Source organism: Gynuella sp., assembly GCF_050297175.1.
GTDB lineage: Bacteria > Pseudomonadota > Gammaproteobacteria > Pseudomonadales > Natronospirillaceae > Gynuella.
The window spans coordinates 18,747-43,240 of record NZ_JBNKSF010000057.1 but is presented as its reverse complement, the minus strand read 5'-3'; the positions used below and the strand labels follow the sequence as shown (position 1 = coordinate 43,240).

Here is a 24,494-nt window from a genome sequence, read left to right as displayed (position 1 = left end):
TCAATTCTTGTAAGTTAAATATGTTTTGCTTAATCTTGTTTATTTCTCACGAATAAGGAAGGGCCTCTGAACTATGAGACCGGTATGGATTCTGCTTTGTAAAATACACCCAAACCACCTGTTTAGTACTTTTAGTCATCATATAAACAGTTTGTCAAAATGATCGTTTTAGCGATTGTTATCGTGAACTACAAAACACCGGCAATGGTCATCGATTGTCTAAAAAGCTGTATGCCTGAATTGGCCGATATCGACAGCAAGGTTATTGTTGTGGACAACTGTTCGAACGATGGTTCTTGCGAGGAAATTGGCAGATGGATCGAAGATCAGCATTTGCATGCTCAGATTGAGGTCATTCCCTCAACGGAGAATGGTGGCTTTTCTGCAGGTAACAATCTTGGCATTAAGGCGGTTAAGGCAAAGTATTATCTCCTGCTTAATAGTGACACCCTGGTGCGGAAAAACGCTTTTAAGGCCTTGCTGTCAGCAGCCAAACAAGACCCTCATGCAGGTTTGATCAGTCCCCGGCTTGAATGGCCAGATGCCTCTCCCCAGGAAAGTTGCTTTCGCTTTCACTCTCCAGTCAGTGAGCTTATTAATGCTGCCCGTACAGGTATTGTCAGTCACTTGCTGAAAAATTTCGTTGTTGCTCATAAGGTTAGGGCAGAACAGGCTCATTATCATTGGACCAGCTTTGCATGTGTCATGATTAAAGCCGAAGTCTTTGAAAATATTGGACTGATGGATGAAGGCTACTTCATGTATTTTGAGGATTCAGAATTTTGTTATCGGGCTGCGATGTCCGGCTGGAAAGTACTGAATGTACCAGATGCTCATGTGGTTCATTTGCGTGGTGGCAGTTCTCCTGTTAAGTCTCAAGCTCATAAGAGAAAACGCCTGCCGCGCTATTTTTATGAGTCCAGAACACGGTTTTTCTACCAGCTGTATGGCAGGAGCGGGTTGTTAGCCGCCAACATATTATGGATATTGGGTACTTTGATTTCCCAGTCTCGTAGACTCATCATGCCCCATAAGCCAAGGGACGTCATTGAAAAACAGTGGCGAGATATCTGGGTTAATTTTACTAACCCCCTCAGATCTTATGTTCATCCGGACGACTATGACAAAACCTGACTTTATCTTAATTGGGGCAATGAAAAGCGCCACCAGTACACTGCATGCACAATTGGCTCAACAGCCGGGCATTTTTATGTCTACCCCCAAAGAGCCCAATTATTTCAGCGATGACGAGCAGTATGCCCGTGGAGAAGAGTGGTATGACAGTCTGTTTGAAGGGGCTGAAGCCTCTGATCTGTGTGGTGAGTCCAGTACCCACTATACCAAACTACCGGATCATCCTCTGACTATAGAGAGAATGAAAAAGCGTCTGGCTTCCCCCAAGCTGATTTATGTTATGCGCCACCCGATTGATCGGCTGATTTCACACTACATTCATCAATGGTCACAGCGAGTAATCAGTTGTGATATTAACAAAGCCATCGATCAATACTATGAGTTGATAGCTTACAGTTGTTATGCAAAGCAGCTGCAGCCTTACATAGAGGCATATGGGAAGGAAAATATTCTGGTTACATTCACCGAGGCTATCAGGGCTAATCCTCAATCTGAGCTGGAGAGGGTTGCTGAATTCATTGGCTATTTGAAACCAGTGGCCTGGCATGACACGCTGCCATCACAAAATGTATCGCAGCAAAGGATACGGCCGTTTCCAGGATACGGCCTACTGGTTGAGTCCAGAATGATGGCATTTTTGCGCCAGAAGCTTGTTCCTCAGAGTCTGCGGGATCGTATTAAAGGTAGCCTGACCATGCGTGAACGTCCGGTGATTGATGCCGTTCATCAACAGAAGTTGATAGAAGCATTTGATCAGGATCTGCAAATTTTGGGCAGCTGGTTTGGCAGACAAATCTCCTGTGACAACTTTAAGCAGGTTGCTATAGCTGAACCGCTGATATTTGTCCCATCGTAACATGCTTGGAATGACGCAATAATGACTGCTACTGATACCCGACAAACCGATGACATCAAGGTAGCCGGGCTTATGGGCCAGACCTGTGGGGCTGTTGTCATTGGGCGTAATGAAGGTGACCGTCTTAGGCAATGTTTGAATAGTCTGTTGGGACAAGTGAAGGTTGTTGTCTATGTGGATTCCGGGTCAACAGACAGCAGTGTTGTGATGGCTGAAGGTCTTGGAGTCTCTGTCGTTAGCCTGGATATGAGCGTTCCGTTTACCGCTGCCCGTGCCCGTAATGCGGGAGCCTTAAAGCTATTGCAGGTGCAGTCCGATCTACGTTTTATTCAGTTTGTCGATGGTGACTGCGAGTTACAATCTGACTGGGTAGAGCTGGCGGCTAACTTTTTGGCTGAGCATTCTGACTACGCTGTTGTTTGTGGCCGTCGTCGGGAGCGTTATCCACAACAGAGTGTCTATAACCTGTTGTGCGATGTGGAGTGGGATACTCCAATTGGTGATGCGAAGGCCTGTGGTGGCGATGCGCTGATCAGGGTGAGCGCTTATCAGATGGTCAATGGCTATCGGGACGACCTAATTGCCGGCGAAGAGCCGGAAATGTGTCTGAGAATGCGGGAGAAAGGCTGGAAAATCAGTCGGATTGACGCAGAAATGACCCTTCATGATGCAGCTATGACCCGATTTGAACAATGGTGGAAAAGAGCTCAGCGAGCTGGTTATGCTTATGCTGAGGGGTTTTCCATACATGGCCGGAAAGCCGAAAAATACCGGCAGAGCGAGATCCGCAGTATTGTTGTCTGGGCAATGGTGTTGCCGTTGATGATTCTGTTGCTGACGATTATGTCTCCTTGGATGCTGGTGCTGTTTTTGCTATATCCCTTTCAGATAATACGTTTGAGCGTGCGTTATCGTTCGAAAATGACAAACCTGAAACAGGCCTTTTGGTATGCCGTGTCCAATGTGGTCGGAAAATTTCCGCAACTAACAGGCATCTGGCGTTATGTGCTCAACCGGATTAAGGGACGTCGCGGTACTTTAATTGAATACAAATAATTGAATGGATTAAAACATGTCGTATTTACTGGTTTCCCCCTGCAGAAATGAAGCAGATTACATGCGCATGACTTTGGACAGTGTTGTTGCACAGACGGTCCAGCCAGATCTATGGGTCATTGTTGATGATGGATCTACCGATGAAACTCCCGTTATTTTGCAGCAATATGCTGACAAACACTCTTTCATCAAAGTTATCACTCGCCATGACCGTGGTCATAGAAGTGTGGGGCCTGGTGTCATTGAGGCGTTTTATCATGGTTACGATCAGATTGATGTCAGCCAGTTTGACTATGTATGTAAGTTCGATCTGGATCTGGATCTGCCGCCGCGTTATTTCGAAATTTTGATTGAACGTATGAAGGCCAATCCTCGTATTGGTACCTGCAGTGGCAAAGCATACTTTCGTGACCAGAAAACCGGAGAGCTTGTGAGCGAAAAGTGCGGTGATGAAATGTCAGTTGGTATGACTAAATTCTATCGTCGCAGTTGTTTTGAAGAAATTGGTGGGTTCGTCAGGCAGGTAATGTGGGATGGTATCGATTGTCACAAGTGCCGGCAGTTAGGTTGGATCGCTGTCAGCTGGGATGATTCTGATCTTCGGTTTATACATCTGCGGCCTATGGGGTCAAGTCAAAAAGGCATCTTTACCGGTCGGATGCGCCATGGTTTTGGCCAATATTTCATGGGTACCGGTCTGATGTATATGACGGCATCGTCTGTTTTTAGGGTTTTTCACCCACCTTATCTGATTGGTGGTTTGGCAATGTGGTGGGGATACGTGAAGAGCATGCTTCAGAATCAACCCCGGTTTGCAGACAAAGAGCTGGTGCAGTTTATTCGCGAGTATCAAACTCAGTGCCTGTTTAAAGGTAAGGCTGCTGCCACCGAGGCGTTGAATCGTCAGCAGGAAGCCGTATGGAATGCCACACACTCGTGATCCGGAGCTATCAGTGAAGATTGCATATTTGGCGCCAGAAATTCCCGCGCTGTCCGCAACATTTGTCTATAACGAAATTCTTTGCCTGCAACATCTTGGGACGGAGGTTGTACCGTTTTCCATACACCGCCCTAAAGCAGAGGCTAGTGAGTCAGCAGTACAAGATCTGAAGTCAGTCACGCGTTACCTGTATGAACGGACTAAAACCAAGGTTGCCATAGCGCATTTGCGTCTATTGCTGACTTATCCCGGTGCCTATATCAAGGGTTTTGGCACGCTTATCAAAGATATGATCAGCTTGAGGCTGTTGACCCGGGGGGCACTGGGCCTGGCTTATCGGTTTTTTTTTGCTGCTGCTCTCGCAGATGAATTAAGAAGGGTTCGGGCTCAGCACCTGCACGTCCACTTTGCACATGTTCCCACGGATGTGGCCATGTATGCTGCAGTATTGGCCGGAATCAGCTTCAGTGTCACAGCACATGCGAACGATCTGTTTGAACGTGGTTGGTTGTTAAAGGAAAAGGTTCGACGTTCTGCATTTTTTGCGACTATTTCAGAATTTAATGTCCGCTTTCTCAAGGATAAGGGAGCTGATATGAGCCGTGTGACGGTGGTTCGTTGTGGTGTCGATGACGAACAGTTTCTCGCCCCCGCCAGAGCTGAATCGTTGCATGCCACTCCTGTCATTGGAGTGATTGGTCGTCTGGTTGAAAAGAAAGGGATTGATACGTTGATCGAGGCGATTAGTTTGTTAAAGCAACGAGGCCATATTGTTGAGCTTCAAATAGCAGGATCCGGTCCGCTGGAAGCCTTCTTCAGACAACGTGTTGATCAATTAGGTATTGCGGATAATGTGACGTTCTTGGGGGCGATTGCTCATGATCAGGTTGCAGACTTTTTGCGCAGTCTGGATCTGTTTGTCTTGCCATGTAAACAGGATAGTAATGGTGATATGGACGGCATTCCGGTGGTCCTGATGGAAGCGATGCTCTCCGGAGTTCCGGTTATATCAACCAAAATATCAGGAATTCCGGAGCTGGTTATTCATAATGAAACGGGTCTATTGGCAGAGCCTGATGATGCTGAGTCATTGGCTGGGGCTGTTGAAAAATTTTTACAGCAGCCGGCTTTGGGCCAGCAATTGTCATCACAGGCTGTTCATATTGTGCAGAATGAGTTTTCGTTGTCTGCTAATGCCAGGAAGCTAAATCATCTTTTTCATCAGGTCGTCGTTAGAAGGTAAGTATGGAAGTAAGGTCGGATCACCCACTACTGACTCGCAATGTTTGGTGTGTCTTTGGACTGCCTTTTGATGCAGTCTCACTAGAAGAGGCGAGTGACCATATTTATTCTGCTGTTCAGTCCGGCAAAAAATGCTTTTTTTCCACGCCGAACTTAAATTTTGCAGTCACTGCTCAGAGCGACGAAACATTCTTTGAATCTGTTATTGATAGTGACCTCAGTCTTGCAGACGGCATGCCTATTATCTGGCTGGCCAGAATCCTGAATATTCCATTGATAGAACGTGTTGCGGGTTCAAATGTTTTTTCCAGATTGTCAGAAAGAGCCGGACATAAAAAAGTTAAGGTGTTCTTCTTCGGTGGAATGAGTGGCATTGCCAAAACAGCCCATGAAAAGCTCAATGACAGCAGTCAGGGTATGGAGAGTTGTGGTTACTTAGACCCTGGCTTTGTTCCTGTCGAGGATATGAGCCGCCCCGAGATCATTGAAACAATCAACAATGCTGAAGCAGATTTCATCGTTGTTGCGTTAGGTGCAAAAAAGGGCCAGCAATGGATTCAGGAAAACAGAGAAAAGCTTCAGGCGCCAGTGATCAGTCATTTAGGAGCTGTGATAAATTTTGTTGCAGGGCATATACAGAGAGCGCCTCTTTTCTTTCAAAAAACCGGCTTGGAATGGCTTTGGCGGATTCTGCAGGAGCCGACACTTTGGAAACGCTACTGGACTGATGGCAGTCGTTTTCTCACATACATTACTACCCGAGCTATACCGCTGGCTTTGCTGGATCGCCGGTTAAGGAGAAAAGATGCCCTTGGGAAATCAGGTTCTGTTTCTGTGGAGGGTTTGGAAAAGCTAATCATTCTGCTTAAGGGGGATATTCGTAGCCCTGATTTAAGTGAGATTAGGAAAGCGTTTGTATCTTGTTTGAACAGGGAAGGAGATGTTTGTGTTGATTTTAAGGAATGTACTTATATTGATAGTGCTTTCATAGCACTTTTGCTGTTGTTTCAAAGCTTTCTTAAGCAAGAAAATAGAGTTTTAGAACTTTGTAATTTACCGTCTGATATCCATAAGTTGATAAGACTTTCGGGAGTTTCTGAAAGGTTTGATATTGTATAATTTTGTTAACTAGTTATCTTTCTTTCCTGCACTTTAAAAGGCTTTAACGCCTATCATTCTCTAAGAATCACGGCTGCGACCAATTATTGTCTGGTTTAGGATGAATTTTTAGACACTGATATTTTTTTCAATTCCTAAACTACTGCTAAACTGATTTCGAATGGTGCTCGTAATCAACAAGCTAAAAGTTGAGAAACTGTTCACCATTTCAGTAAATTGTATGCATGTCGGTGAGGTGTTGCATGAAATCTCAACTGTGCAAAACTCTGATTCATACAATAGCGATTAATGTGCTAACTTTATGGCTTTGTGAGTGCGTCTGAAGTTGGTGCTTATTCAAATATTTTGAATGGAATATATGGGGTGTAGCTGTGACTTCTGTTATCTGCAGTATTTTTGTTTGTTCAATTGCTTTCACTGTATGAGTTGTCTGTAAAAGTAATTGTGTATGTATGATTTTGTTAACAGATTAATACGTCAGCTAACTTTTTGTCGCTTTATACGGCCCTTGTTAGGAGGCGTTAAATGAAAATTGATTTTCAGATATTAAAGGTTTTTCGTACCAGTATTAAAATATTGTTGGTTGGTTTTTTTCTTTATGGCCATGCTGAAGCAGTGGAAATGAATGTGTCATGGGAAAGTCAGTTTAACCTACCTCCTCAGGATGAAGCCGGTTGGTCTATACTGAAACCTTCTACAGATTCCAGGCTTATTTATGTATCTATAGTCAATGGCAACGACTTAGATGCGAAGGTATATTCCAAAGCGGATCCTGAAATAGGAGAGGATTATCAAAACCCCAAAGGACCAATAAAACCTTTCGGTTCTCTTTCGGCAGCGATGGCGCAATTACGTGATGGTTTCCCGGATTATTTGCTATTCAATAGAGGCGAAACATTTGTCAAACCGGAAGGTTTTCCGCTGGATATCAAGGCCGGGCGTTCGGTTAGTGAGCGTCAAGTGGTTACTTCTTATGGTCCTGTTGAAAAAGACAGACCGGAAATAGATACCGGTATCGGCTGGGGTTTTAACTTCAACAGAGCACCCTATTCTGCGCTGGTCGGAATAAGAGTTGTGGCAAGTAAGCGTAATCCTGATAAAGATGGGAATGGCGTTGTAGATCCTGATTTTGACTGGGACACTATAAATCAGGCTCTGGGATTTCGCGGTTTGGATGTCGTTGGTCATATATTAATAGAAGATTGCTGGTTTGACTGGTATTCAAGTAATTACTTTCAATCCACGGATGACTCTAAAGAAGTCATCGACATAGTTATTCGGCGTAATCTTATTACCAATAATTATTCCACAGGAGGGCAGCACCCCCAGGGAATATATTCAGATAATGTGTCATCGCTTATCGAAGAAAATGTATTTGACCACAATGGCTGGTATCAGCAGGGCACGGGTAGCAATGATGAAGAAGGCAGGGCTACATATTTTAATCACAATATGTATTTTGTAGAGCCCAGAAATACAATTATCCGAAACAACTTCTTTTTAAGATCCTCAAGTATTGGAAGTAAATTTACATCGAACACAACCTCTGGAGTCAACCAGGTTAAATCCTGGAATTTACTTGTTGATAATAACTTATATCTGGAAGGGGAAGTTGGTATTGGTCTGAGTGGGAATAAAGATCAGAACAATGGCCCACGTTTTAGAGAGATATACGTAACCAACAACGTGATTCTAAGTATGGGTACTACACAGCCAACTGGCCGTGATCTGGGATGGGGGCTTGATATTGCAGACTGGGAAAGTGGCTTGGTCGAAAACAATATTTTCGCACATTGGGGTAAATATGATAGTCAAAATAACAACAACTATGCCATTGATGTCGTTGGCCATGTGACTGATACAGTGATTCGTAACAATATTATTTATGATATCTATAGTAATCAGGTTTTAGTGAGGTTTACAGATTATGAAGATATTACATCATTTACTTTTGAAGGTAATGAAATACAAGGGAAAAATGCCGACACGCAACGACCTGGGCGTATGTTGCAGTACTCTGTTTCTCCCGGTGTTGGTTTGTTAAAAGATAACTACTATTACTCTGAAATGCCTCAGGATAGTTGGTTTTCCGGACAGGGAGAAGCGACTTTGAGTCTTGATGCTTATAGAACTTATACTAAAGACAGTACTTCAAAAGCAGTCCTAAGGCAGTACTATAGTCCAGAAAGGACCGTTAAAACCTATTTGAGCGATGTGATGCAGAGTAGTAATACCAGCACAGAATATCTTGTTTCTTTGCTAAAAAAACAGTCAAAAAGATCTTGGAATAAGTTTCTGACGACAGATTATATCAATACATATATTAGAGGTGGTTTCTGTACTGATGGTGCTGTTCTGTGTGATGATTCAAATGTGTTTAACCTCTCCAAGCCAGTGCCTCCAGCCGGGCTTAAAGTGATAAAATAATTTTATTCAGGAAAGCACGAGCTGCTTTCCTGATTTTTCAGCTTAGACTAAATAATGCTTTTATGTTCTCCAGCGCAGGTGCATTGGTGACTTCCCAGATGGCAATCACCAGGATGACCGTACATGTTATCAAAAGAGCATCTTTTAGAGGTTGAGCATAATGATGCTTACTCATTCTGAAATTTAAGTTAATGTAATGAATAAATGGAGAGAGGGAGTTGGCTAGTACAACGCCGGGAAAGCCACCCAACCAACCACCAAATACCATAAAAGATATTGTAATGAATGCTGAAATGCCCTGATTGAACATCAGGCTCTTCGAATCTCCAATACTGGTAATAAGCGCTCTGCCACTTGTGCTGAAGATATTGCCTATTCTTCCTATTACTAATATTTGTAGTACCCATCCAGCATCCCTGTATTCATCGCTATACAGTATCTTGGTAATAAAGTCCCCAGTAGCGGCCAGAAATACAACTCCTGGCAGAAATAACAAGACGAAAGTCGTTCGCAGCTTTTGAATGCCTGCGCGATTTCCATCCATCAGAAGTTGCCTGTAGCGTGGCTGTAAAATTTTAGCTGATAAGCTGTTGGCGATTAGCTCGGGGGCTGTCGCCAAAACACCTGCAATGGTATATATGCCCAACTCTCTCATGGAGAGCCATAGACCCATTACAACAGGGCTGCCGCGAGTTACGAAGAAACCAAAGATAGATGCCAGCAATATCCACTTTCCGAAATGAATAATTTCTTTTGTCACATCACTGTCCAGGTTGAACCATGAGTGATGAGGAGAAAAAAACCGGTAGCTGATATAAATAGTTAATAGAGTGCTTATTATGTTGCCGGCTACCAATGAGTAAATAGAACCGGTCATATAAGCGACAATCAACATGGTCAGCGTTGAAATTATTTGGGTGGAAATATCCATGATGACCAGTTTTTTTTGCCGCAAATATTTCTGTTCCAAAATAACAGCAGTGGATTTAAAACCGCTCGCAATTACAGTAAAGGAGATAATAATCAGAAGGGGAAACAGATCTGGTTGTTTATACGCAAGAGATACTGGATAGGCAACGATGAGAACTAACACTCCAAGGATAACCTGTCGTATCAGTTGTATGGTCCAGGCTGTGGACATGTAGTTATCATCTTTGTCCCGGGTGGTGTTGACGATGCTCGGTATCAGACCAATATCCGAGACCATGTTAAAAAAACCGGTAACAGCATATACCAAAGCCATGATGCCGAAGTATTCAGGTATCAGTAGCCTTGTGAGTAATAAGTTGCTGAGCAGTCGTATGACTTGTGATCCTAAGACTCCGAATGCAACCCAGAGGCTACTCTTAATAACTGTAGAGCCTTTTAGTTTTGCAACGGAAGATGATAGAAATTTCAATTCTGGCTTCCTGATATAAAACAAACAAATATAGTAATTTAAAGTTTGTGCGGTTTGTTAGCTTAAAATCGGTGTGGCAGGTCATTACCCGTAGGATGCTCTGAGGCGGTGATATGTTCTGCTCACCAATTATACTGTCACATTTCTCTTAAAGAATACCGAAAACGAATCAAGTGTCAGAAAGTACAGTGGCTTTAATGCCAAGCAACTTCACGACCCTGATGACAGTATCCATTATGAGGTTTGTGTGAGATCTCTGATTCGTCAGATATTGGTTGAAACAATACTGTCCAGTTTACGTCTCGATGATCTGGGAACGACAGAATCTGCACTTTCATAGCCAATAGCCAAAAATGTTAGGATTTTCTCACTAGGGGCTATTTTTGTCAGTTTTCTAACTTCGCTATCATGCCATGGGGTGGTACACCAGTTCAAACAGCAACTGGACAGTCCCAGGCTTTGAAGTCCAAGAAGAAAGAAACCTAAAAATAATCCACCATCCAAGTAAGGTTCATTTCTTTCTGTGAAGTCAAAAAAGGTAGAGCTCTCACTAGTAATAATGGCCAGCAACGGGATCTTGTGACCAAAACCTCTGTTACCGTTTTGCAGTTTTAAAAGCTCCTGCATAAGAGGACTTTGTTCATACAAATGAACTCGAGTGGCTTGACGATTACAAGCGCTGGGAGCTTGTTGGGCGATCAGTAGTGCCTCGCGAACTATTGCGATATCCACTTTTTTATCTTTGAAATTACGAACGCTACGCCGTTGTTTTGCTAAAGCACTTAAAACAATATCCGGCTTTTCCATTTCATTGGTGGAAGGTTGATAAGGTGTTGAAAGTTCATGACAGGGTAAATGATTCTCAGTTAACTCACTGATGCTCGCAAAGAGTGCGGACTGTTCTTCTGTGGTATTTTCTGGAAATCGTTCCAGATATTTTCGCAGTGATTCTATGGCACCCAAAAATATTGGGTCATCCTGAGATAAGCCGGATATTTTCCACTCATTTATCAGTGAGACCACTTTAACGGCGGCTGGGGAGCCAAAAAAACGCTTTTCGCCGGGTAAAGACAGGCCCTTTTCTATTTTATGATAGTAAAATATCAGCTCAGAGGACAATCGCCAGTAGTCTACTCCGGTTCGTTTCCAGCTATTCATAAAACGGTAATTTTGTCTGGTGTCCAACAAAATGCATTTAAGCGATAGTTTTAATTTCTGTAGATGTGTTCGTATTTGATTAAGCATTTTTCGAATCTACTGCTGGTTATATGTTGGTCACAATTAAGCTTCACCGATATGGTGCGCAAAATTCTGACTTGACAGGTTTTCCAGTTTTTCCCGGCTCACTAAAATTTTCTGCTGTAGATCTTTTGCATTGGTTGCCAGGTTTAGGAGCATGTTGTGAAAATCGTTCGGGCTGGTTTGTCTTACAGACGCCAATAGTGTCATATCCAGATCAACCAGTTTAAATAAACCTTCAAACTTATTTTGATAAGTAAAACATGCAACTGGAGTGCCCATGCTTATGCTGGCAATAGCCAGATGCATGCGACCGGTGAATACTATGTCCATTTCTGCGGCAAAAGCCTTTATCTCGTCTGCATTGACCCATTCATCCACGACCTGAACTCTGTCTTTGCCAAACTGGCGTTGTAAGCGATTTGCCAAAATAAGGGACAGATTTAGATCGCTCAACATCCCTCTATAATCATGAGGAATTAACAGTATGTCGTATTGGCTCTGGCTTGCCAGAAAAGTGGCGGCACCTTGTTCGTAGAGTTCTACTAGATTGGCTAAGCTTTGTGGGTCTTGTTTGCTGTAGTTATCATCTGCAATGTGTGGACAAAGATTAAGCCCGAGAAGCTTTCTACTTTGTTCATGCTTTCTGGTTGCCAGCCATTTATATGTATTACTTGCCTGGATTTTTTCTGTTGCTGGTTTCATGTGAAAGGCCAGATCTGCAACTTGAGTAGTCTGGCGTTTAACGAGGTTTTCAAAGCGTTTCTTTGATTCCGGGTCCCTTAAGCAGATAGCGGTATCATCGGGAAGTTTTTTGAACAGATCGATTAAAATTTTTGGGCAGCGATTATTAAAACTAAAGCCAGTAATTGTGGCTCCAATGCCCAGCGCCTTCGTCGCTGCTACCAGTTTAAGACGGTTAGCTGTGTTTGCAATACCGTAACCACCATCCATAACGTCTGCGCCAATAACATACAGCCATTCAACAGACGTCAATAAATCAGACAGATTTTCCCATTCTGATATGTTTTGGGGCAGTACTCCTAATGATTTGGGTAGATAATCCCAGTGATCATTATTGGAGAAGGCTATAGGAACAACTTTATAACCGAGAGGTTCATAGTATGAAATCAACCCCTTGACCAGGGCTTCGTCTCCAAGACCTCCAGGTGGTGCTGCAGCGGGTAGCACAGCAATAATTCGTTCAGTAGTTTCAACGGTTCTGCGTTTTTGGATGGAAACAACTTGGTCAAAGTCCTTGACGGCTTGATGCTGCTTATCTTTCAGATATCTAACGTGTTCCAGAATGCCTATGCTGGCGAGAATTCTCTGTAATGTCTTCTTTAACATTGGTTGGCCTTAAATCTGAATGTATTGACTCAATGTATCCTTTTGGGTGCACATTAAAATATGCAAACTATGTCTCATTTCTCTGGATAAGGTGTTTCCTATTGGCTCTCTCAGGTTGGTCTGTTTTTGAGCCTGAAGTGATTAAGAGGATAGCGAGATTTGGTCCATCTTGCAGATTTGATAAATCCGTTTTCATCTTAATTAAGGCGTATCGAGATAGTTTTAGGAGCCCTTCCGGACAAGTCTTAAGCATAATTTGATCACGCTTCAAATGGTACGTGATCCAGGCCGGATTATAAACAATTAACGTTCATATTCGTGGCTTTTGTCTTCGTCTCCTTAGTGGACTCTTATTAGGCTATATGAACATGAACTCCTGGTTAGCATGATGTTTTTTGCTGGTAACTCAGCACGAGGCTTTCCAGTACAACATTTAAATCGTCAGCGCTTTTGAGGACACTGCCATCATGGCCCTCATGTTTAAATTCAATGTTGTTATAGGTAATCATTGGGCTACCAAAAGCATTGGCAATATGTCTTGCTCCAGACGTTTTCACTTGTCCGTAGGAGTTATCTGCATAAAAACAAATTATTCCATCGCAAATAGCGACTGTTGACAGGAGTTCATTATCATCAGGTCGATATTCCAGTACATCAAAATGGGAGGCAATTCCGGCTTCTGACAACTTGCTCATCAGTTCGTTTCCCTGGCATGCATTGATGTCGCAGATCAGACTTATGCGGATGTTGTGTTTTTCTAGAAGCGCTTTAGAAAGGGTCAACAAGACTGGCCAGTTGCGTCTTTTTATATCGACAGCACCTATCCAGGCCAAACGGATTTCATCATGGTTTTTGTTTATCTCTGACGTTTGGACGAAATTGGCCAGAGAGGATGTATCCAATAGATCCGTAGATACACCAAATTTTTTCAGGTAAGACTGCACTTCATGCGAAAGTACATAGACACCGTTATATAGCTTGATATGGAATTGCCCATAGCCAAGCATGAAAAGCTTGTGTCGTTGACTGAGGTAGGTTTCAGTTTTATAAAACTGATCAGCTTCGTGAATAATGCCGTATACTTTTTTTCGAAATAATTTGCATATATAGGGAATTAACAAAAGCTGTAGACTATATAAAAGTACAGTTGAGTTTCGTGCAAACAAATTCATGCTGACGGTATTTACATATATGTTCTTTATATCCTTTCTAAGAAAGAGCAGTTTTATCAGTGTAAATAGTGAAAATGATTGCTTGTTGATTTCGATGGCGTCAAATAGCAGGTTGCCCTTAGCACCTTTATTATGCAGGAGTATGTCATCTTTGTTGTGAAATTTGTTAACGAGGGGATATAAGGTTTCAAAATGATAACAATAAGCTTCGACAAAAATATTTGCCATTTCAACATTCCTTGGAATTGGTGAGCTTTGACATAGCGTATTCAATAAATATTGTCTAATTACTGCACGCCTTTTGGATTTCGGTAGGCAGGCAAGAATAATATGACTACATAGACCGGTTTTTGCGCCCGGTTCCTACTGGATTTGCACTAGATCCCCCATTGCCAGCATAAGGGCATGTCATGTACTTGGTCCCTATGGTTTAGATGATTCATCAACGGGTTATCAATCGCTAACCCAGCAAAACCATTGGCCAACATAGTATCTTATTAATTTCACATTATCCAACAGGGCCGCTTTGCATTGGATGGCCTATGTCAGAGGGTTAAGTTAAGAAAGTCAGATATCCTGGATATACTCCTTACCTTTTGTTATGGGAAGATACTCGCAGTAAGGTAGCTTGTTTGTGGTTCAGGTCTCTATCAGGGGAGCAAAATCTCTTTTTATCAGGATGGTTTTGGTATCATCAGTGTTCAAACGCTCAATAAAGAAGGGTGTCGAAATATTTGGCAATAGAGGTCTGAATACTGATTGGATATCCACCTGAGTTTGTTAAAAAAGACTCAGTTCTGAGGTTGTCAGCGAGAATGGCTGTATGGTGATATGATTGTGCCGTAAGTGATGATGCCCTGTAATAGCCTCTTATTAATATTCGAATGGGTGTCAGTAAAAACAGGATATGAGTGTTTGTCATCGGGAATTCAGGATAGTCAGGATGCAAAGCATTTATCTGCTAGATAAGATTTTATGTTGGACTCCAGAGAAGACGGTTGTCTGTTATTTGAAACTGAGTCTTAAAAAGGATAAGAGTTATCAAATATAGGAAATTAAAGCTACTCGCACCTTTAATATTGAGTCTGATTAACGTAGAAAAGCCCAACACATAAGCTCAATGGAATTGATATGCCAGAGAAAAAATTGAAAGTGTTATTAATCGCAGAGGCGGCTAACCCAGAATGGACTAGTGTTCCCCTGATTGGTTGGTTTCATGCTGTTGCAATTTCCCGGGTTTGTGATGCGCATCTCGTGACCCAGGTGCGTAATCAGGCAGCTATTGAACGTGCGGGTTGGCAGGAAGGAAAGCAGTTCACTGCCATCAACTCAGAAAAAGTGATTGCTCCTCTGTATAAGATTTCAACGTTTCTACGAGGAGGAAAGAGCCTCGGCTGGACTATCACTACCGCTATTGCCAGTATCGCTTACCCTTATTTTGAATATTGTTGCTGGAAGAAATTTCGCAAAGAACTAAAGCAGGGAGCATATGATGTTGTTCATCGAATTACTCCTGTCAGTCCAACGGCGCCTAGTTATTTGGCAAAGAAATTGAAGAAACTTGGGATCCCGTTTGTTGTGGGGCCTTTAAATGGGGGAGTGCCTTGGCCACCTGAGTTTAGAGACCTGCAGCATAAAGAACGGGAGTGGCTCAGTCATATTCGAAGTGCCTATAAGCTTTTGCCTGGCTATAGATCATTGAGAAAAAATGCGGCTTGCCTGATTGCTGGGTCAATGGCTACTAAGAATGATATGCCGGAATATGCCAAGGATAAAGTGTTGTATCTGCCAGAAAATGCTGTTGATTTGGCCCGTTTTTCACTTAAAAACACATCAAATTATAAGCTTCCAATCAAAGCTGCGTTTGTCGGACGTCTGGTACCATACAAAGGTGCAGATATGGCCATCGAGGCGATGGAGCATCTATGTAAAAGTGGGCAGATGACGTATGACATATATGGCAGTGGTCCGGAAGAGCAAGCCCTTAAAACGTTGGTTAAGAATAAAGGGTTAGAACAATGGGTTACCGTTCATGGTTTCGTTCCAAACACTGAGTTACAGTCAAAATTAGTGCAGGCGGACATTTTCGTGTTTCCCAGTGTCCGAGAGTTTGGCGGTGGGGTGGTGATTGAATCTATGGCCCTTGGGGTTGTACCGGTGATTGCTGATTATGCCGGGCCTTCTGAGCTGGTCAGTTCATCAACAGGCTATCGTGTGGAGATGGGAAGTCGTGCTGATCTGATACAGAATTTCAGAACTCAGCTGGAAGCAATTTGTAAGGATCCGGAATCACAACTGGCTCCCAAGCGTGAGTCCGCTATCGCTTTTATACATAACTATTTGACCTGGGATAAGAAAACAGAGCAGCTTATGGAAATTTACAACTGGGTGGTGCATCAAGGACCAAAACCAGAGTTTAACAGCCCTTTTAACCAGCATCCAAATTAAGTCGTGGCTTGAAATATAACAGCGACAATCCGTGTTTGGAGACAAACGTATTTGTGGGTTTATCTTGACAGAGATTTTTGAGTTATCTCTCTGGGGGCGGGTTGAGAAACCAATTGTCTGCCTGTTATTTATCCGCAGGTTATGCAGTATTTATGGACATTATATAGTTACAACCTAATTGAGGTGAGTCTTGAAAAAGCTAGGAATATTTATTCCGGAGTTCCCAGGTCAAACACATGCTTTTTTTATGAGAGAGCTTGCTGAGATCAACAAAAAGAATGTGGTGACACAGATCATATCAACCAGAGCTCCCAAATCCGGTATTGGTCTGGCTAGACATGCATGGGCCAGTGAAGCGGCAGAAAAAACTAAGTATTTGTTTCCTCTGACTGCCGGTGAACTATTGAAGGCGGTCGGCCATGTATTGTTTGCCGGTCCAAGGAGATGGTTTCGTCTGCTCAAGTCAGTTATCAACTCTGATCTGACGCTCAAGGAACAGCTGCGGCAAATACTCTATATTATTCTGGGTGCAGAATTAAAAGCTTTTGCCCAACAAAATGGTATCGCTCACATCCATGTTCATAGTTGTGCAAATACTGCAAACATTGCTATGTATTCAAGACTGTTGGGTGGTCCTTCGTATAGCATGACGTTGCATGGTCCTCTGCATGATTACGGAAAAAATCAACATAACAAATGGAAAAATGCAGCTTTTGGAATCATCATAACAAATGATTTGCTGAAAGAAATCCATCGCCTGATACCAGCAGAAATTCTGCCTGAATTACGTATTGCTCCTATGGGAGTGGATGTCGAAAAATTTAATAGATCACAAGAGTATCGCCCTCCTCAAAAAAATGAGCTTATTAAAATAGTCAGTTGCGGAAGAATAAACAAAATTAAAGGCCATGATGATTTAATTCGTGTTGTTGCCACACTGGTTCAGCGCGAGGGTTTGGATGTACAGTTAGATATATGTGGCTCAACGGATTCCAACAGTAATGCTTCTGGCTATCTGGATGAATTACAGCAATTATGTGATTCGCTCAATGTTTCGGATCGTGTTAACTTCCTGGGGTCCGTATCGGAAGAAGTTGTAATTAACAAATTGCAGGAAGCTCATTTTTTCTGTTTGGCCAGCCATAAAGAACCTCTGGGAGTAGCGATTATGGAGGCATTGTCTATGCAAACTCCAACGATAGTTACTCGTAGTCCAGGAACCATGGAAATGATTGAAAGCGATGTTGACGGTATTTTGGTGGAGCCTAAAAATCCTGATGGATTTGTTGATGCTATACTGGCACTGCTGGATGCACCAGTGCAGTTAACTGAGCTATCAAGACAGGGACGATTGACGGTTATTGATCGATTTCATTCAGGGTTAAGTGCTGAAATCATTGTAAATATGGCAAACCTGTCCTAATCCTTACTGATATTCGTCTTTATATGCTTTTCCAAAAATTCTCATATTTCGTTAGAAGTAAAAGCAGGGCGTCATTTATTGGATGATTCATGCGAATGTTGAAACATGATAACTAAATGTGCAGCGCCGGAATCAGGTCCATGCATGACATCCCTGTGTCATATGTCGAATAAGCACTATACTATGTCAATCACATGAGAGTGTTGACAGAGAACGATGGTTTTTTTGTAGTAGATATAGGCGAATCTTATGCCAAATTACTTTGCATACGCGGTATTGTTATTGTGGCCTGTAATGGCCATTTTTATTGCCAGTAAATTTAAAGCTAGTCAAGCAGCAGTTTTACTTCTGCTTATTCCGTACCTGCTCTTACCACTAAAGACTACAATACCACTTCCTCTTATTGATTTGTCCAAAGAAAATGTTCCGCCCTTGGTGGCATTTTTCCTGTTATTCAGAAGGCATCATAATTTTAGGTTTTTACCGACCTCTAATGTCGGGAAGTTGTTTGTAATATTGTTGTGGTTGGCGCCAATACTGACAACATTGGCAAATGGAGATACTTTGTATTATGGCGCTGTTGTAAAAAGAGGTATTCCTCTAACAGATACGCCAGGCATGTTAATCGCAGTTTTCGTAACGCTGATCCCATTTCTAATTGGTTTTAATTTTTTAAGTGATGAACAGTCTCATAAAGACTTATTAAAATATCTGGTTATTGCCGGTCTTATTTATTCTATTCCTATTCTTTGGGAAATTAAGATGAGTCCCAGGCTACACTCTATTATTTATGGTGTTTTCCCCCATGATTGGAGGCAGCAGATCAGGCAAGGGGGATTTCGACCGGTAGTTTTTTTGGGTCATGGTTTATATGTAGCGGCCTTTATGTTGTTATCCGTCATATCGGCCAGTGTACTATGGAAGCAAAAAGAAAAGCCTGTTGATAAAACCGGGGTTCTTATCCCTCTATATTTACTGGCTATTGTCGTCCTTAGTAAGTCATTAAGTGTATTAATATATGCTGTTATTGCAGCATGGGCTATTTTCTTTCTCGGAAAAATGAGAAGAATACAATTGATCTTCATGATTGCCTTGTTCGTTTTTATATTTCCTATGGTGCGTAGCCTGGACTTGATTCCCACAGAAAAGCTTACAGGGTGGATTTCGCAATATAGTGAAGAGCGGGCAGGTAGTCTTCAGTACCGCTTTGATAATGAAGATATGCTGTTGGCGAAAGCGAATGAGAGGCCTCTATTTGGTTGGGGAAGCTATGGCAGAAACAGAGTCTTTGATCCGTATACAGGCAGAGATATCAGCACTACAGACGGTACATGGATTTTGTTTTTTGGTAAGCAGGGGTGGGTCGGCTATATCGCGTTTTTTGGATTGCTATGCTACCCAATTTTTGCGATGTATCGAGTTGCTAAGCGAGGGGGATACATATCTCCATTTTCTATCGGAATAGGCATTGCGTTGTCGCTCAATTTGCTGGATTTGATTCCTAACTCTTCATTGAGTCACCTAACCCTGCTTATGACCGGTGCATTGCTTGGATATGTTGAAGCCAATAGAAAGAGAAGTCAGCATGGAAATAAAACTGGCGCTGATCAGCTTAGCGCCAGTAACTCAAGTCCTTCCTGAAGGCTTTGTGTGCAAACTTCGAAACTGGTTAGTGAATACTCCAAGAAGCTGGTAGAAAAGTCATATGCCTTTGATACGTGATCAGGACTTAACCGTCCACGGACACCGCACCACTCAACGCCGACCTGATCAGCCATGCCTCGATAATAATTTGTCATATGGCCCGGGGTAAGAATTTCCAGTAGCTTCAAGGTCTTTTGTACGGGTGATCGGTACATCATAGGGCCTATCGCAGCGCCATGTACCGCAATAATGGCTTCGGCTTTCATAAAAATTTGAAGCTGTTGTTCCACGGTTAAATCTTCAGGATAGATTTTTTCAAATTTATATTGCAACAGAAAGTTTTCTACCTCTTCTTCATTGCTTATATTACGGCTGCTGCGCCGGGATAAAAAAACCCGTTTGGGGAGTTCGTATGTAGCGTTCTGCAATTGTTGATAAGGTTTCTGTGGAATGATCAGGTCACGTACCCAATGAATAGCTGGCGTTCTCAGGCAATCGAATGGAGCCTGATTAAATTCCACCTGTTTTGCCAAAATAGTATTGTCTGAAAACTGAACCGGTAGCTCAAAAAGAGCAAAGATATTTTTTATGTAAGAGGGAGTGTTCTCGCTTAGAATAAAAATATATGGGTCTTTAATATTATGTTTGTGTAGCTGATCAATCACAAAGAATGCAAAGGGAATATGGAAATTTAGTGTATGAGCCCAATTACCTGGAGTATTTCTGCGCAGGTCGATCACAATACCGTCATAACTTTCTGATGTCTTTTGGTATAGGCGCTTGAGTTTATTAAGTGTTTTTCGTTTTGACGTAATGTCATTGGATTCAGAGGTAATCATGTTACCTGAATACTTAATGACTATATGACCCGCCGGCATATTGTAAGCTGGTAACAGGATGTGCTCTGTTGCCGGTGAGAATCGATCAATTAAATAAGACTTTGCTGCGATTAGCTTCTTTTCGCCAGCTCTATAACCTTCAATGTCCAGTTGTAAATCCATAGTACTCATGCTTGACGATGCCGTTTATCCCTGTTTTGTTTCTTCGAAGAAATGTTTTACTCTGGCAGCTATCAGTTGTGGTTCCAGCTTCGCGTCATAGCCACCTTCACGCTTGGCTATAATATCAGACCACGGGAGTTGCTCAGTATCTTTTTCCAGTTTGTGAACCAGATCATCTACCCGGCCAATGGCCCGTGCAGGTACGCCGGCAACAATATCGCCCTCCTGAACGTCTTTGGTGACAACTGCTCCTGCGGCGACCAAAGCGTTGGGTCCAATCGTGACTCCTGGCATTACTATCGCATTAATACCTATGAAAACGTTGTCCTTGATATCAATTTTGCCAACTGAATCCAGTTTTTTGTTATAAGCTTTATTGAGAACGGCTATTGCACCATTATGGCCAACCAGAATACATGACGACAAGCACACGTTATTACCGATTCGGGTATATTCCGGGTTTAGTATGCGAACATCTCGGTTTATCAGACAATCATCCCCCATGGAATGTAATCGACCAAACTTTTTAGCGAACTGTGCATATTCAACATTCCCAGGCTGGCAAATCTTTAAATACAATGATTGAAATTTACCTGTCCTGAAACAAATGGCGCGCAATAGTTTCTTTATCATCTTAGCTGTACCAATTGATTTGAATTTGATCTGATATCATTAGTTTTGATGCTGCTCTTTTCAGTTTCGTTGGAGAAGCTGACCAGTAAAGCCTAGCCGGTACAATAGTTGGCCTCATACGAGATGTCTACGACTGATCTTTGAATAGATTAATTCAGATGTCGTTGAATGACCAAGGAATGGAATCGTTTTGCATCTGTTTATTTACCATAGCTAAAAAATGCTATAAAAAAATTTGGGGTGGAGGGGATTCCTAATCTTTTCTATTCGGTTGTGCTGATGTACTTGGTTAGCTCTGCTTGAAGCACCGGCCTGCCAAACAAATATCCTTGCAGTAAGCTGCATTTCTGCTGAATCAAAATATCCTGCTGTTCTCTGGTTTCAACGCCTTCTGCAGTGGTTTTGATGCCCAGGTTTTCACACATGCTGGTAATCGCTCCGATCATGGCTCTGGCATCCTGGGTCTGATGTAAGTCGGAGATAAAGCTCTGGTCGATTTTGACCTTGTCAAATTTAAACATCCGTAAATAGCTCAGGCTGGAGTAGCCGGTGCCGAAGTCATCCATTGAGATATTCACCCCAAGGGAATGGATGGATTGGAGGGTGGCCAGGGTGGATTCGGTGTTGTGTAGCAGGACGCCTTCAGTAATTTCCAGTTCTAGCCGGCTGGCAGCCATGGGTGTGTCCTGTAGTGCGGCGTGGATGTCCTGAATCAGGTCGCGGTGTTTGAACTGTACAGGAGAGACGTTCACAGCAACCCAGAGGTGGTCCGGCCACCGACTGGCTTCCTGGCAGGCCTGCCGCAGTACCCATGCACCGATGTCACAAATCTGGCCGCTGGCCTCGGCGACGGGTATGAATTCCGAGGGGGAAATCCACCCTCGCTGAGGATGGTGCCATCTTAACAGTGCTTCAAATCCCGCGATTTCCAGAGTCTTGCTGTTAATGACTGGTTGGTAGGCCAGTTGCATTTGGCTCTTTTCGATTGCAGACCGTAACTCCAGCTCCAACTCCCGGCGAGCCTGCATTAGGGCATCCATTTCAGATTCAAAGAAGCAGTAGGTGTTTCGCCCGTCCTGTTTAGCACGATAGAGTGCCAGATCTGCGTTCTTAAACAGCTGGTCCTGGTTGTTGCCGTCTTCCGGTATAACGCTGATACCTATGGAAGCACCGACCAGAATAGATTGCTGATTCAAACGGTATAACTGCCCGAGTTGGTGGATAATCCTTGAAGCGGTCTGTTGAGCATCTTCGCGGGATGGGTTATCAGTCAGCATTACTGCAAACTCATCACCCCCCAGGCGAGCAATCAGGTCGTGGTCATTAATGCAACGCTGAAGCCTGTTGGCTGCTTCAATTAACAGCAAGTCTCCCACTGAATGGCCCAGAGTATCGTTAACCGCTTTAAAATGATCGAGATCGAGATATAGCAATGCCATTTTTTGATTGTCATGGGCACGGTTCAGCGTATCGATGACATTTTCCCGAAATAATACCCGGTTCGGCAGACCGGTTAAGGCATCGTGATGAGCCATGTGGCTGATCTTGGCTTGCTGACTTAGCCGTTCGGTGACGTCTTCATGGATGAGCATAGAGCCGCCATCGGGAGTTTTGATAGTAGTGATGTTCAGTATCCGACCGTCGGCCAGGTTTACCGATTGTAGTTGGGCACCGGCCATAATCGGGTCAAATATGTGTGGGTTGTTGTCCGTGGCCGCTTCGATGCGAACTCCTTGTTTTCGGAGATACCGGACAATGTCGGGCCACGACGTGTCATGCTGAATCAGTTGTTCAGGAAGATGATAAAACGATATGAGCTGGTGATTGGCCAGCAGTATACGTTCTTCCTTATCACACAAACATAGACCGTAAGGGGCGTTCTCCAGGATGATCATCATGCGTTGATTTTGCAGCTGGATCTGACTGCGTGATTCTTCCAGCAGATGTTCACGGGCAACAAACAGGTTCTGCATCAGCTGATCAAATGTCTGCGCCAGCATACCCAGCTCGTCGCTGGATTGGGTCAGTTTTTCCGGAACGGGTTGTGGCTGTGTCTCCAGCTCGATCAGGCTTGTGGTGTAACCCGTCAGAAGCTCGATTCGCCGGCTAAGACTTCTACCAAATAATAACAGGGTCAGTAGTGCCAATGATGATACGAAAATGGTCAGAAACCCCAGTACCAGAGAGGCCTGATAAGTTGCTACATCCATGGCTGCCTGAGCCTGGGAATTAATCTTGGCTGCACGGACAGTGACACCGTCAAGGACCTCCCGCAGCTGGTTAATCGCAATCTGCAGACGGTCGCTGAGCTGGTTCAGATTCTCATTGACCTGAGTTATTTGCGCATAGGTTTCCGTGAGTCCCCGGTTTCCAGATAAACCGGTATTGATGGCTCTGATGAGTGTGGATAAATGATTGGCTTCATCCTGTTTCTGCGCTATCTGCAGGCGTGTAAAAGTCCGGCTCATTGAGGTTCTAATGAGCATTACCATCGACATCTGCTTTTCCAGAGATTGTTGTAACAGTATTCCGGCATGGGGCCGGTTTAATGAATCTCTCAAACGGTCAGCGAGATCTCTGAGATGGTAGAGCCCGCGCAGTGTTGGCCAGACATCAAACATGACTTCATTGAGTGCGCGCCGAACTTCTGTATCGCTCAGGTTATTGATGTCAGGAATACGGTATGTACCCACATAGCCGTCAAACTGCCTGATGAGGCTGTCCAGTAGATTGATCAGTTCCTCTACGTCGGCCATTACCTGCTGCTGCTGGTTATAGTAATCCTGACGCAGACCCATCAGCTGTGTGCAGTTTTGCTGCATTTGCTGATGGGTCTCAAACATGGTTTCCTTGGCGGAATGGATCTGTTCAGATAACTGGTCAAAGTGGTTTTTGAGAGCCTGTTCATACAGCTCATCGAGTACTGTATAGGCTTTGTTCGGTTCGTTGATAACAGGAAATAGTGCCTGATTGGTATTAATTTCAGTGGTCATATTCAGATGACAAACGGATACCAGCCCCTGAAGAACTTCAATCAGATGCTGACTGGCGTCAGACGCTTCCAGCACTGAGATATGAAGAGGGCCAGTCAGTTTGGTTGTGGCCACTCCCTGGCGGATACTGAGTAAGTAACTGATGCTGATGCTGCCCGGCACAACAATCATCGCCATCAAGACGATACCAATGGCGATCAGTTTGTACCGTATCCGACTTTTGATGCTGTCAATCAAGGACATAGCCGACGTGAATGGTGACTAAGCCTTTGATCAGGTGTGCGCCCATGAGGACATTCCCTTAATCATGATAATTCAATGCTCCATCCCGATCGATTGCCAAGTCAGGCTTTTAGAGTTACTGCTTTTTCAAGGACAAACGACATACAAACATTCATTTTTGAGTATAGACCAGAGA

General features: G+C 43.3%; 17 protein-coding genes. 10 read left to right on the top strand and 7 right to left on the bottom strand.

Annotated features, from left to right (window positions below; all coding sequences use genetic code 11):
* Positions 1-159 precede the first annotated feature (159 nt).
* From ACQY6I_RS21420 to ACQY6I_RS21390, 7 genes are all read left to right on the top strand, one after another.
* On the top strand, positions 160-1,134 hold the full coding sequence (locus tag ACQY6I_RS21420) for a glycosyltransferase family 2 protein (protein WP_428243562.1): 975 nt from the start codon (positions 160-162) through the stop codon (positions 1,132-1,134).
* On the top strand, positions 1,121-1,990 hold the full coding sequence (locus tag ACQY6I_RS21415; RefSeq protein ID WP_428243561.1) for a sulfotransferase family protein: 870 nt from the start codon (positions 1,121-1,123) through the stop codon (positions 1,988-1,990). Before ACQY6I_RS21420 ends, ACQY6I_RS21415 begins: the two co-directional genes overlap by 14 nt.
* Positions 1,991-2,011: 21 nt before the next feature.
* Entirely contained in the window at positions 2,012-3,046 is a 1,035-nt protein-coding gene (locus tag ACQY6I_RS21410) for a glycosyltransferase (RefSeq protein ID WP_428243560.1), read from the top strand.
* 16 nt (positions 3,047-3,062) lie between these two features.
* Positions 3,063-3,986 (top strand): glycosyltransferase family 2 protein, encoded by a 924-nt coding sequence (locus tag ACQY6I_RS21405; protein WP_428243558.1) that lies wholly within the window; start codon positions 3,063-3,065, stop codon positions 3,984-3,986.
* Positions 3,970-5,229 carry a glycosyltransferase gene (locus tag ACQY6I_RS21400; protein WP_428243557.1) on the top strand — a complete coding sequence of 420 codons (1,260 nt, stop codon included), beginning with the start codon at positions 3,970-3,972 and terminating at the stop codon, positions 5,227-5,229. The genes ACQY6I_RS21405 and ACQY6I_RS21400 overlap by 17 nt, the downstream gene beginning before the upstream one ends.
* 2 nt (positions 5,230-5,231) lie before the next feature.
* On the top strand, positions 5,232-6,347 hold the full coding sequence (locus ACQY6I_RS21395; RefSeq protein ID WP_428243556.1) for a WecB/TagA/CpsF family glycosyltransferase: 1,116 nt from the start codon (positions 5,232-5,234) through the stop codon (positions 6,345-6,347).
* Positions 6,348-6,872: 525 nt separating this feature from the next.
* A complete protein-coding gene (locus tag ACQY6I_RS21390; RefSeq protein WP_428243555.1) occupies positions 6,873-8,774 on the top strand; it encodes a right-handed parallel beta-helix repeat-containing protein in 1,902 nt (633 codons plus the stop codon).
* Between the two features lie 37 nt (positions 8,775-8,811).
* Here the strand turns inward: ACQY6I_RS21390 and ACQY6I_RS21385 are convergent, their stop codons facing one another.
* The 4 genes from ACQY6I_RS21385 to ACQY6I_RS21370 form a co-directional block, all read right to left on the bottom strand.
* A complete protein-coding gene (locus tag ACQY6I_RS21385) occupies positions 8,812-10,173 on the bottom strand; it encodes an oligosaccharide flippase family protein (RefSeq protein ID WP_428243554.1) in 1,362 nt (453 codons plus the stop codon).
* A gap of 264 nt (positions 10,174-10,437) precedes the next feature.
* Positions 10,438-11,331, bottom strand: a complete 894-nt coding sequence (locus ACQY6I_RS21380) for a nitroreductase family protein (RefSeq protein ID WP_428243552.1) — start codon at positions 11,329-11,331, stop codon at positions 10,438-10,440.
* Between the two features lie 123 nt (positions 11,332-11,454).
* Entirely contained in the window at positions 11,455-12,762 is a 1,308-nt protein-coding gene (locus tag ACQY6I_RS21375; protein ID WP_428243551.1) for a polysaccharide pyruvyl transferase family protein, read from the bottom strand.
* A gap of 380 nt (positions 12,763-13,142) precedes the next feature.
* Entirely contained in the window at positions 13,143-14,162 is a 1,020-nt protein-coding gene (locus ACQY6I_RS21370; protein WP_428243550.1) for a hypothetical protein, read from the bottom strand.
* A gap of 903 nt (positions 14,163-15,065) precedes the next feature.
* Between ACQY6I_RS21370 and ACQY6I_RS21365 the strand changes: the two genes are divergently transcribed.
* From ACQY6I_RS21365 to ACQY6I_RS21355, 3 genes are all read left to right on the top strand, one after another.
* Complete coding sequence (locus tag ACQY6I_RS21365; protein ID WP_428243549.1) at positions 15,066-16,382, top strand: glycosyltransferase; 1,317 nt, start codon at positions 15,066-15,068, stop codon at positions 16,380-16,382.
* A 190-nt stretch (positions 16,383-16,572) separates the two neighbouring features.
* On the top strand, positions 16,573-17,805 hold the full coding sequence (gene epsE / locus ACQY6I_RS21360) for an exopolysaccharide biosynthesis GT4 family glycosyltransferase EpsE (RefSeq protein WP_428243548.1): 1,233 nt from the start codon (positions 16,573-16,575) through the stop codon (positions 17,803-17,805).
* A 249-nt stretch (positions 17,806-18,054) separates the two neighbouring features.
* A complete protein-coding gene (locus tag ACQY6I_RS21355; protein ID WP_428243547.1) occupies positions 18,055-19,446 on the top strand; it encodes an O-antigen ligase family protein in 1,392 nt (463 codons plus the stop codon).
* Here ACQY6I_RS21355 and ACQY6I_RS21350 read toward each other — a convergent pair.
* The 3 genes from ACQY6I_RS21350 to ACQY6I_RS21340 all read right to left on the bottom strand — a co-directional run bounded on the left by ACQY6I_RS21350 (position 19,413) and on the right by ACQY6I_RS21340 (position 24,313).
* Entirely contained in the window at positions 19,413-20,450 is a 1,038-nt protein-coding gene (locus ACQY6I_RS21350; protein WP_428243545.1) for a glycosyltransferase family 61 protein, read from the bottom strand. The genes ACQY6I_RS21355 and ACQY6I_RS21350 overlap by 34 nt on opposite strands.
* Positions 20,451-20,474: 24 nt before the next feature.
* Positions 20,475-21,029: an acyltransferase gene (locus tag ACQY6I_RS21345; protein ID WP_428243544.1), complete on the bottom strand. Its 555-nt coding sequence runs from the start codon at positions 21,027-21,029 to the stop codon at positions 20,475-20,477.
* 317 nt (positions 21,030-21,346) lie between these two features.
* Positions 21,347-24,313 carry a putative bifunctional diguanylate cyclase/phosphodiesterase gene (locus tag ACQY6I_RS21340; RefSeq protein WP_428243543.1) on the bottom strand — a complete coding sequence of 989 codons (2,967 nt, stop codon included), beginning with the start codon at positions 24,311-24,313 and terminating at the stop codon, positions 21,347-21,349.
* Positions 24,314-24,494: the final 181 nt, after the last annotated feature.

What these genes read in the sequence shown, in the direction of transcription:
- ACQY6I_RS21420 (WP_428243562.1), top strand. Translation starts at nt 160, where the DNA reads ATGATCGTTTTAGCGATTGTTATCGTGAACTACAAAACACCGGCAATG.
- ACQY6I_RS21415 (WP_428243561.1), top strand. Translation starts at nt 1,121, where the DNA reads ATGACAAAACCTGACTTTATCTTAATTGGGGCAATGAAAAGCGCCACC.
- ACQY6I_RS21410 (WP_428243560.1), top strand. Translation starts at nt 2,012, where the DNA reads ATGACTGCTACTGATACCCGACAAACCGATGACATCAAGGTAGCCGGG.
- ACQY6I_RS21405 (WP_428243558.1), top strand. Translation starts at nt 3,063, where the DNA reads ATGTCGTATTTACTGGTTTCCCCCTGCAGAAATGAAGCAGATTACATG.
- ACQY6I_RS21400 (WP_428243557.1), top strand. Translation starts at nt 3,970, where the DNA reads ATGCCACACACTCGTGATCCGGAGCTATCAGTGAAGATTGCATATTTG.
- ACQY6I_RS21395 (WP_428243556.1), top strand. Translation starts at nt 5,232, where the DNA reads ATGGAAGTAAGGTCGGATCACCCACTACTGACTCGCAATGTTTGGTGT.
- ACQY6I_RS21390 (WP_428243555.1), top strand. Translation starts at nt 6,873, where the DNA reads ATGAAAATTGATTTTCAGATATTAAAGGTTTTTCGTACCAGTATTAAA.
- ACQY6I_RS21380 (WP_428243552.1), bottom strand. Translation starts at nt 11,331, where the DNA reads ATGAATAGCTGGAAACGAACCGGAGTAGACTACTGGCGATTGTCCTCT.
- ACQY6I_RS21375 (WP_428243551.1), bottom strand. Translation starts at nt 12,762, where the DNA reads ATGTTAAAGAAGACATTACAGAGAATTCTCGCCAGCATAGGCATTCTG.
- ACQY6I_RS21370 (WP_428243550.1), bottom strand. Translation starts at nt 14,162, where the DNA reads ATGGCAAATATTTTTGTCGAAGCTTATTGTTATCATTTTGAAACCTTA.
- ACQY6I_RS21365 (WP_428243549.1), top strand. Translation starts at nt 15,066, where the DNA reads ATGCCAGAGAAAAAATTGAAAGTGTTATTAATCGCAGAGGCGGCTAAC.
- ACQY6I_RS21355 (WP_428243547.1), top strand. Translation starts at nt 18,055, where the DNA reads ATGCCAAATTACTTTGCATACGCGGTATTGTTATTGTGGCCTGTAATG.
- ACQY6I_RS21350 (WP_428243545.1), bottom strand. Translation starts at nt 20,450, where the DNA reads ATGGATTTACAACTGGACATTGAAGGTTATAGAGCTGGCGAAAAGAAG.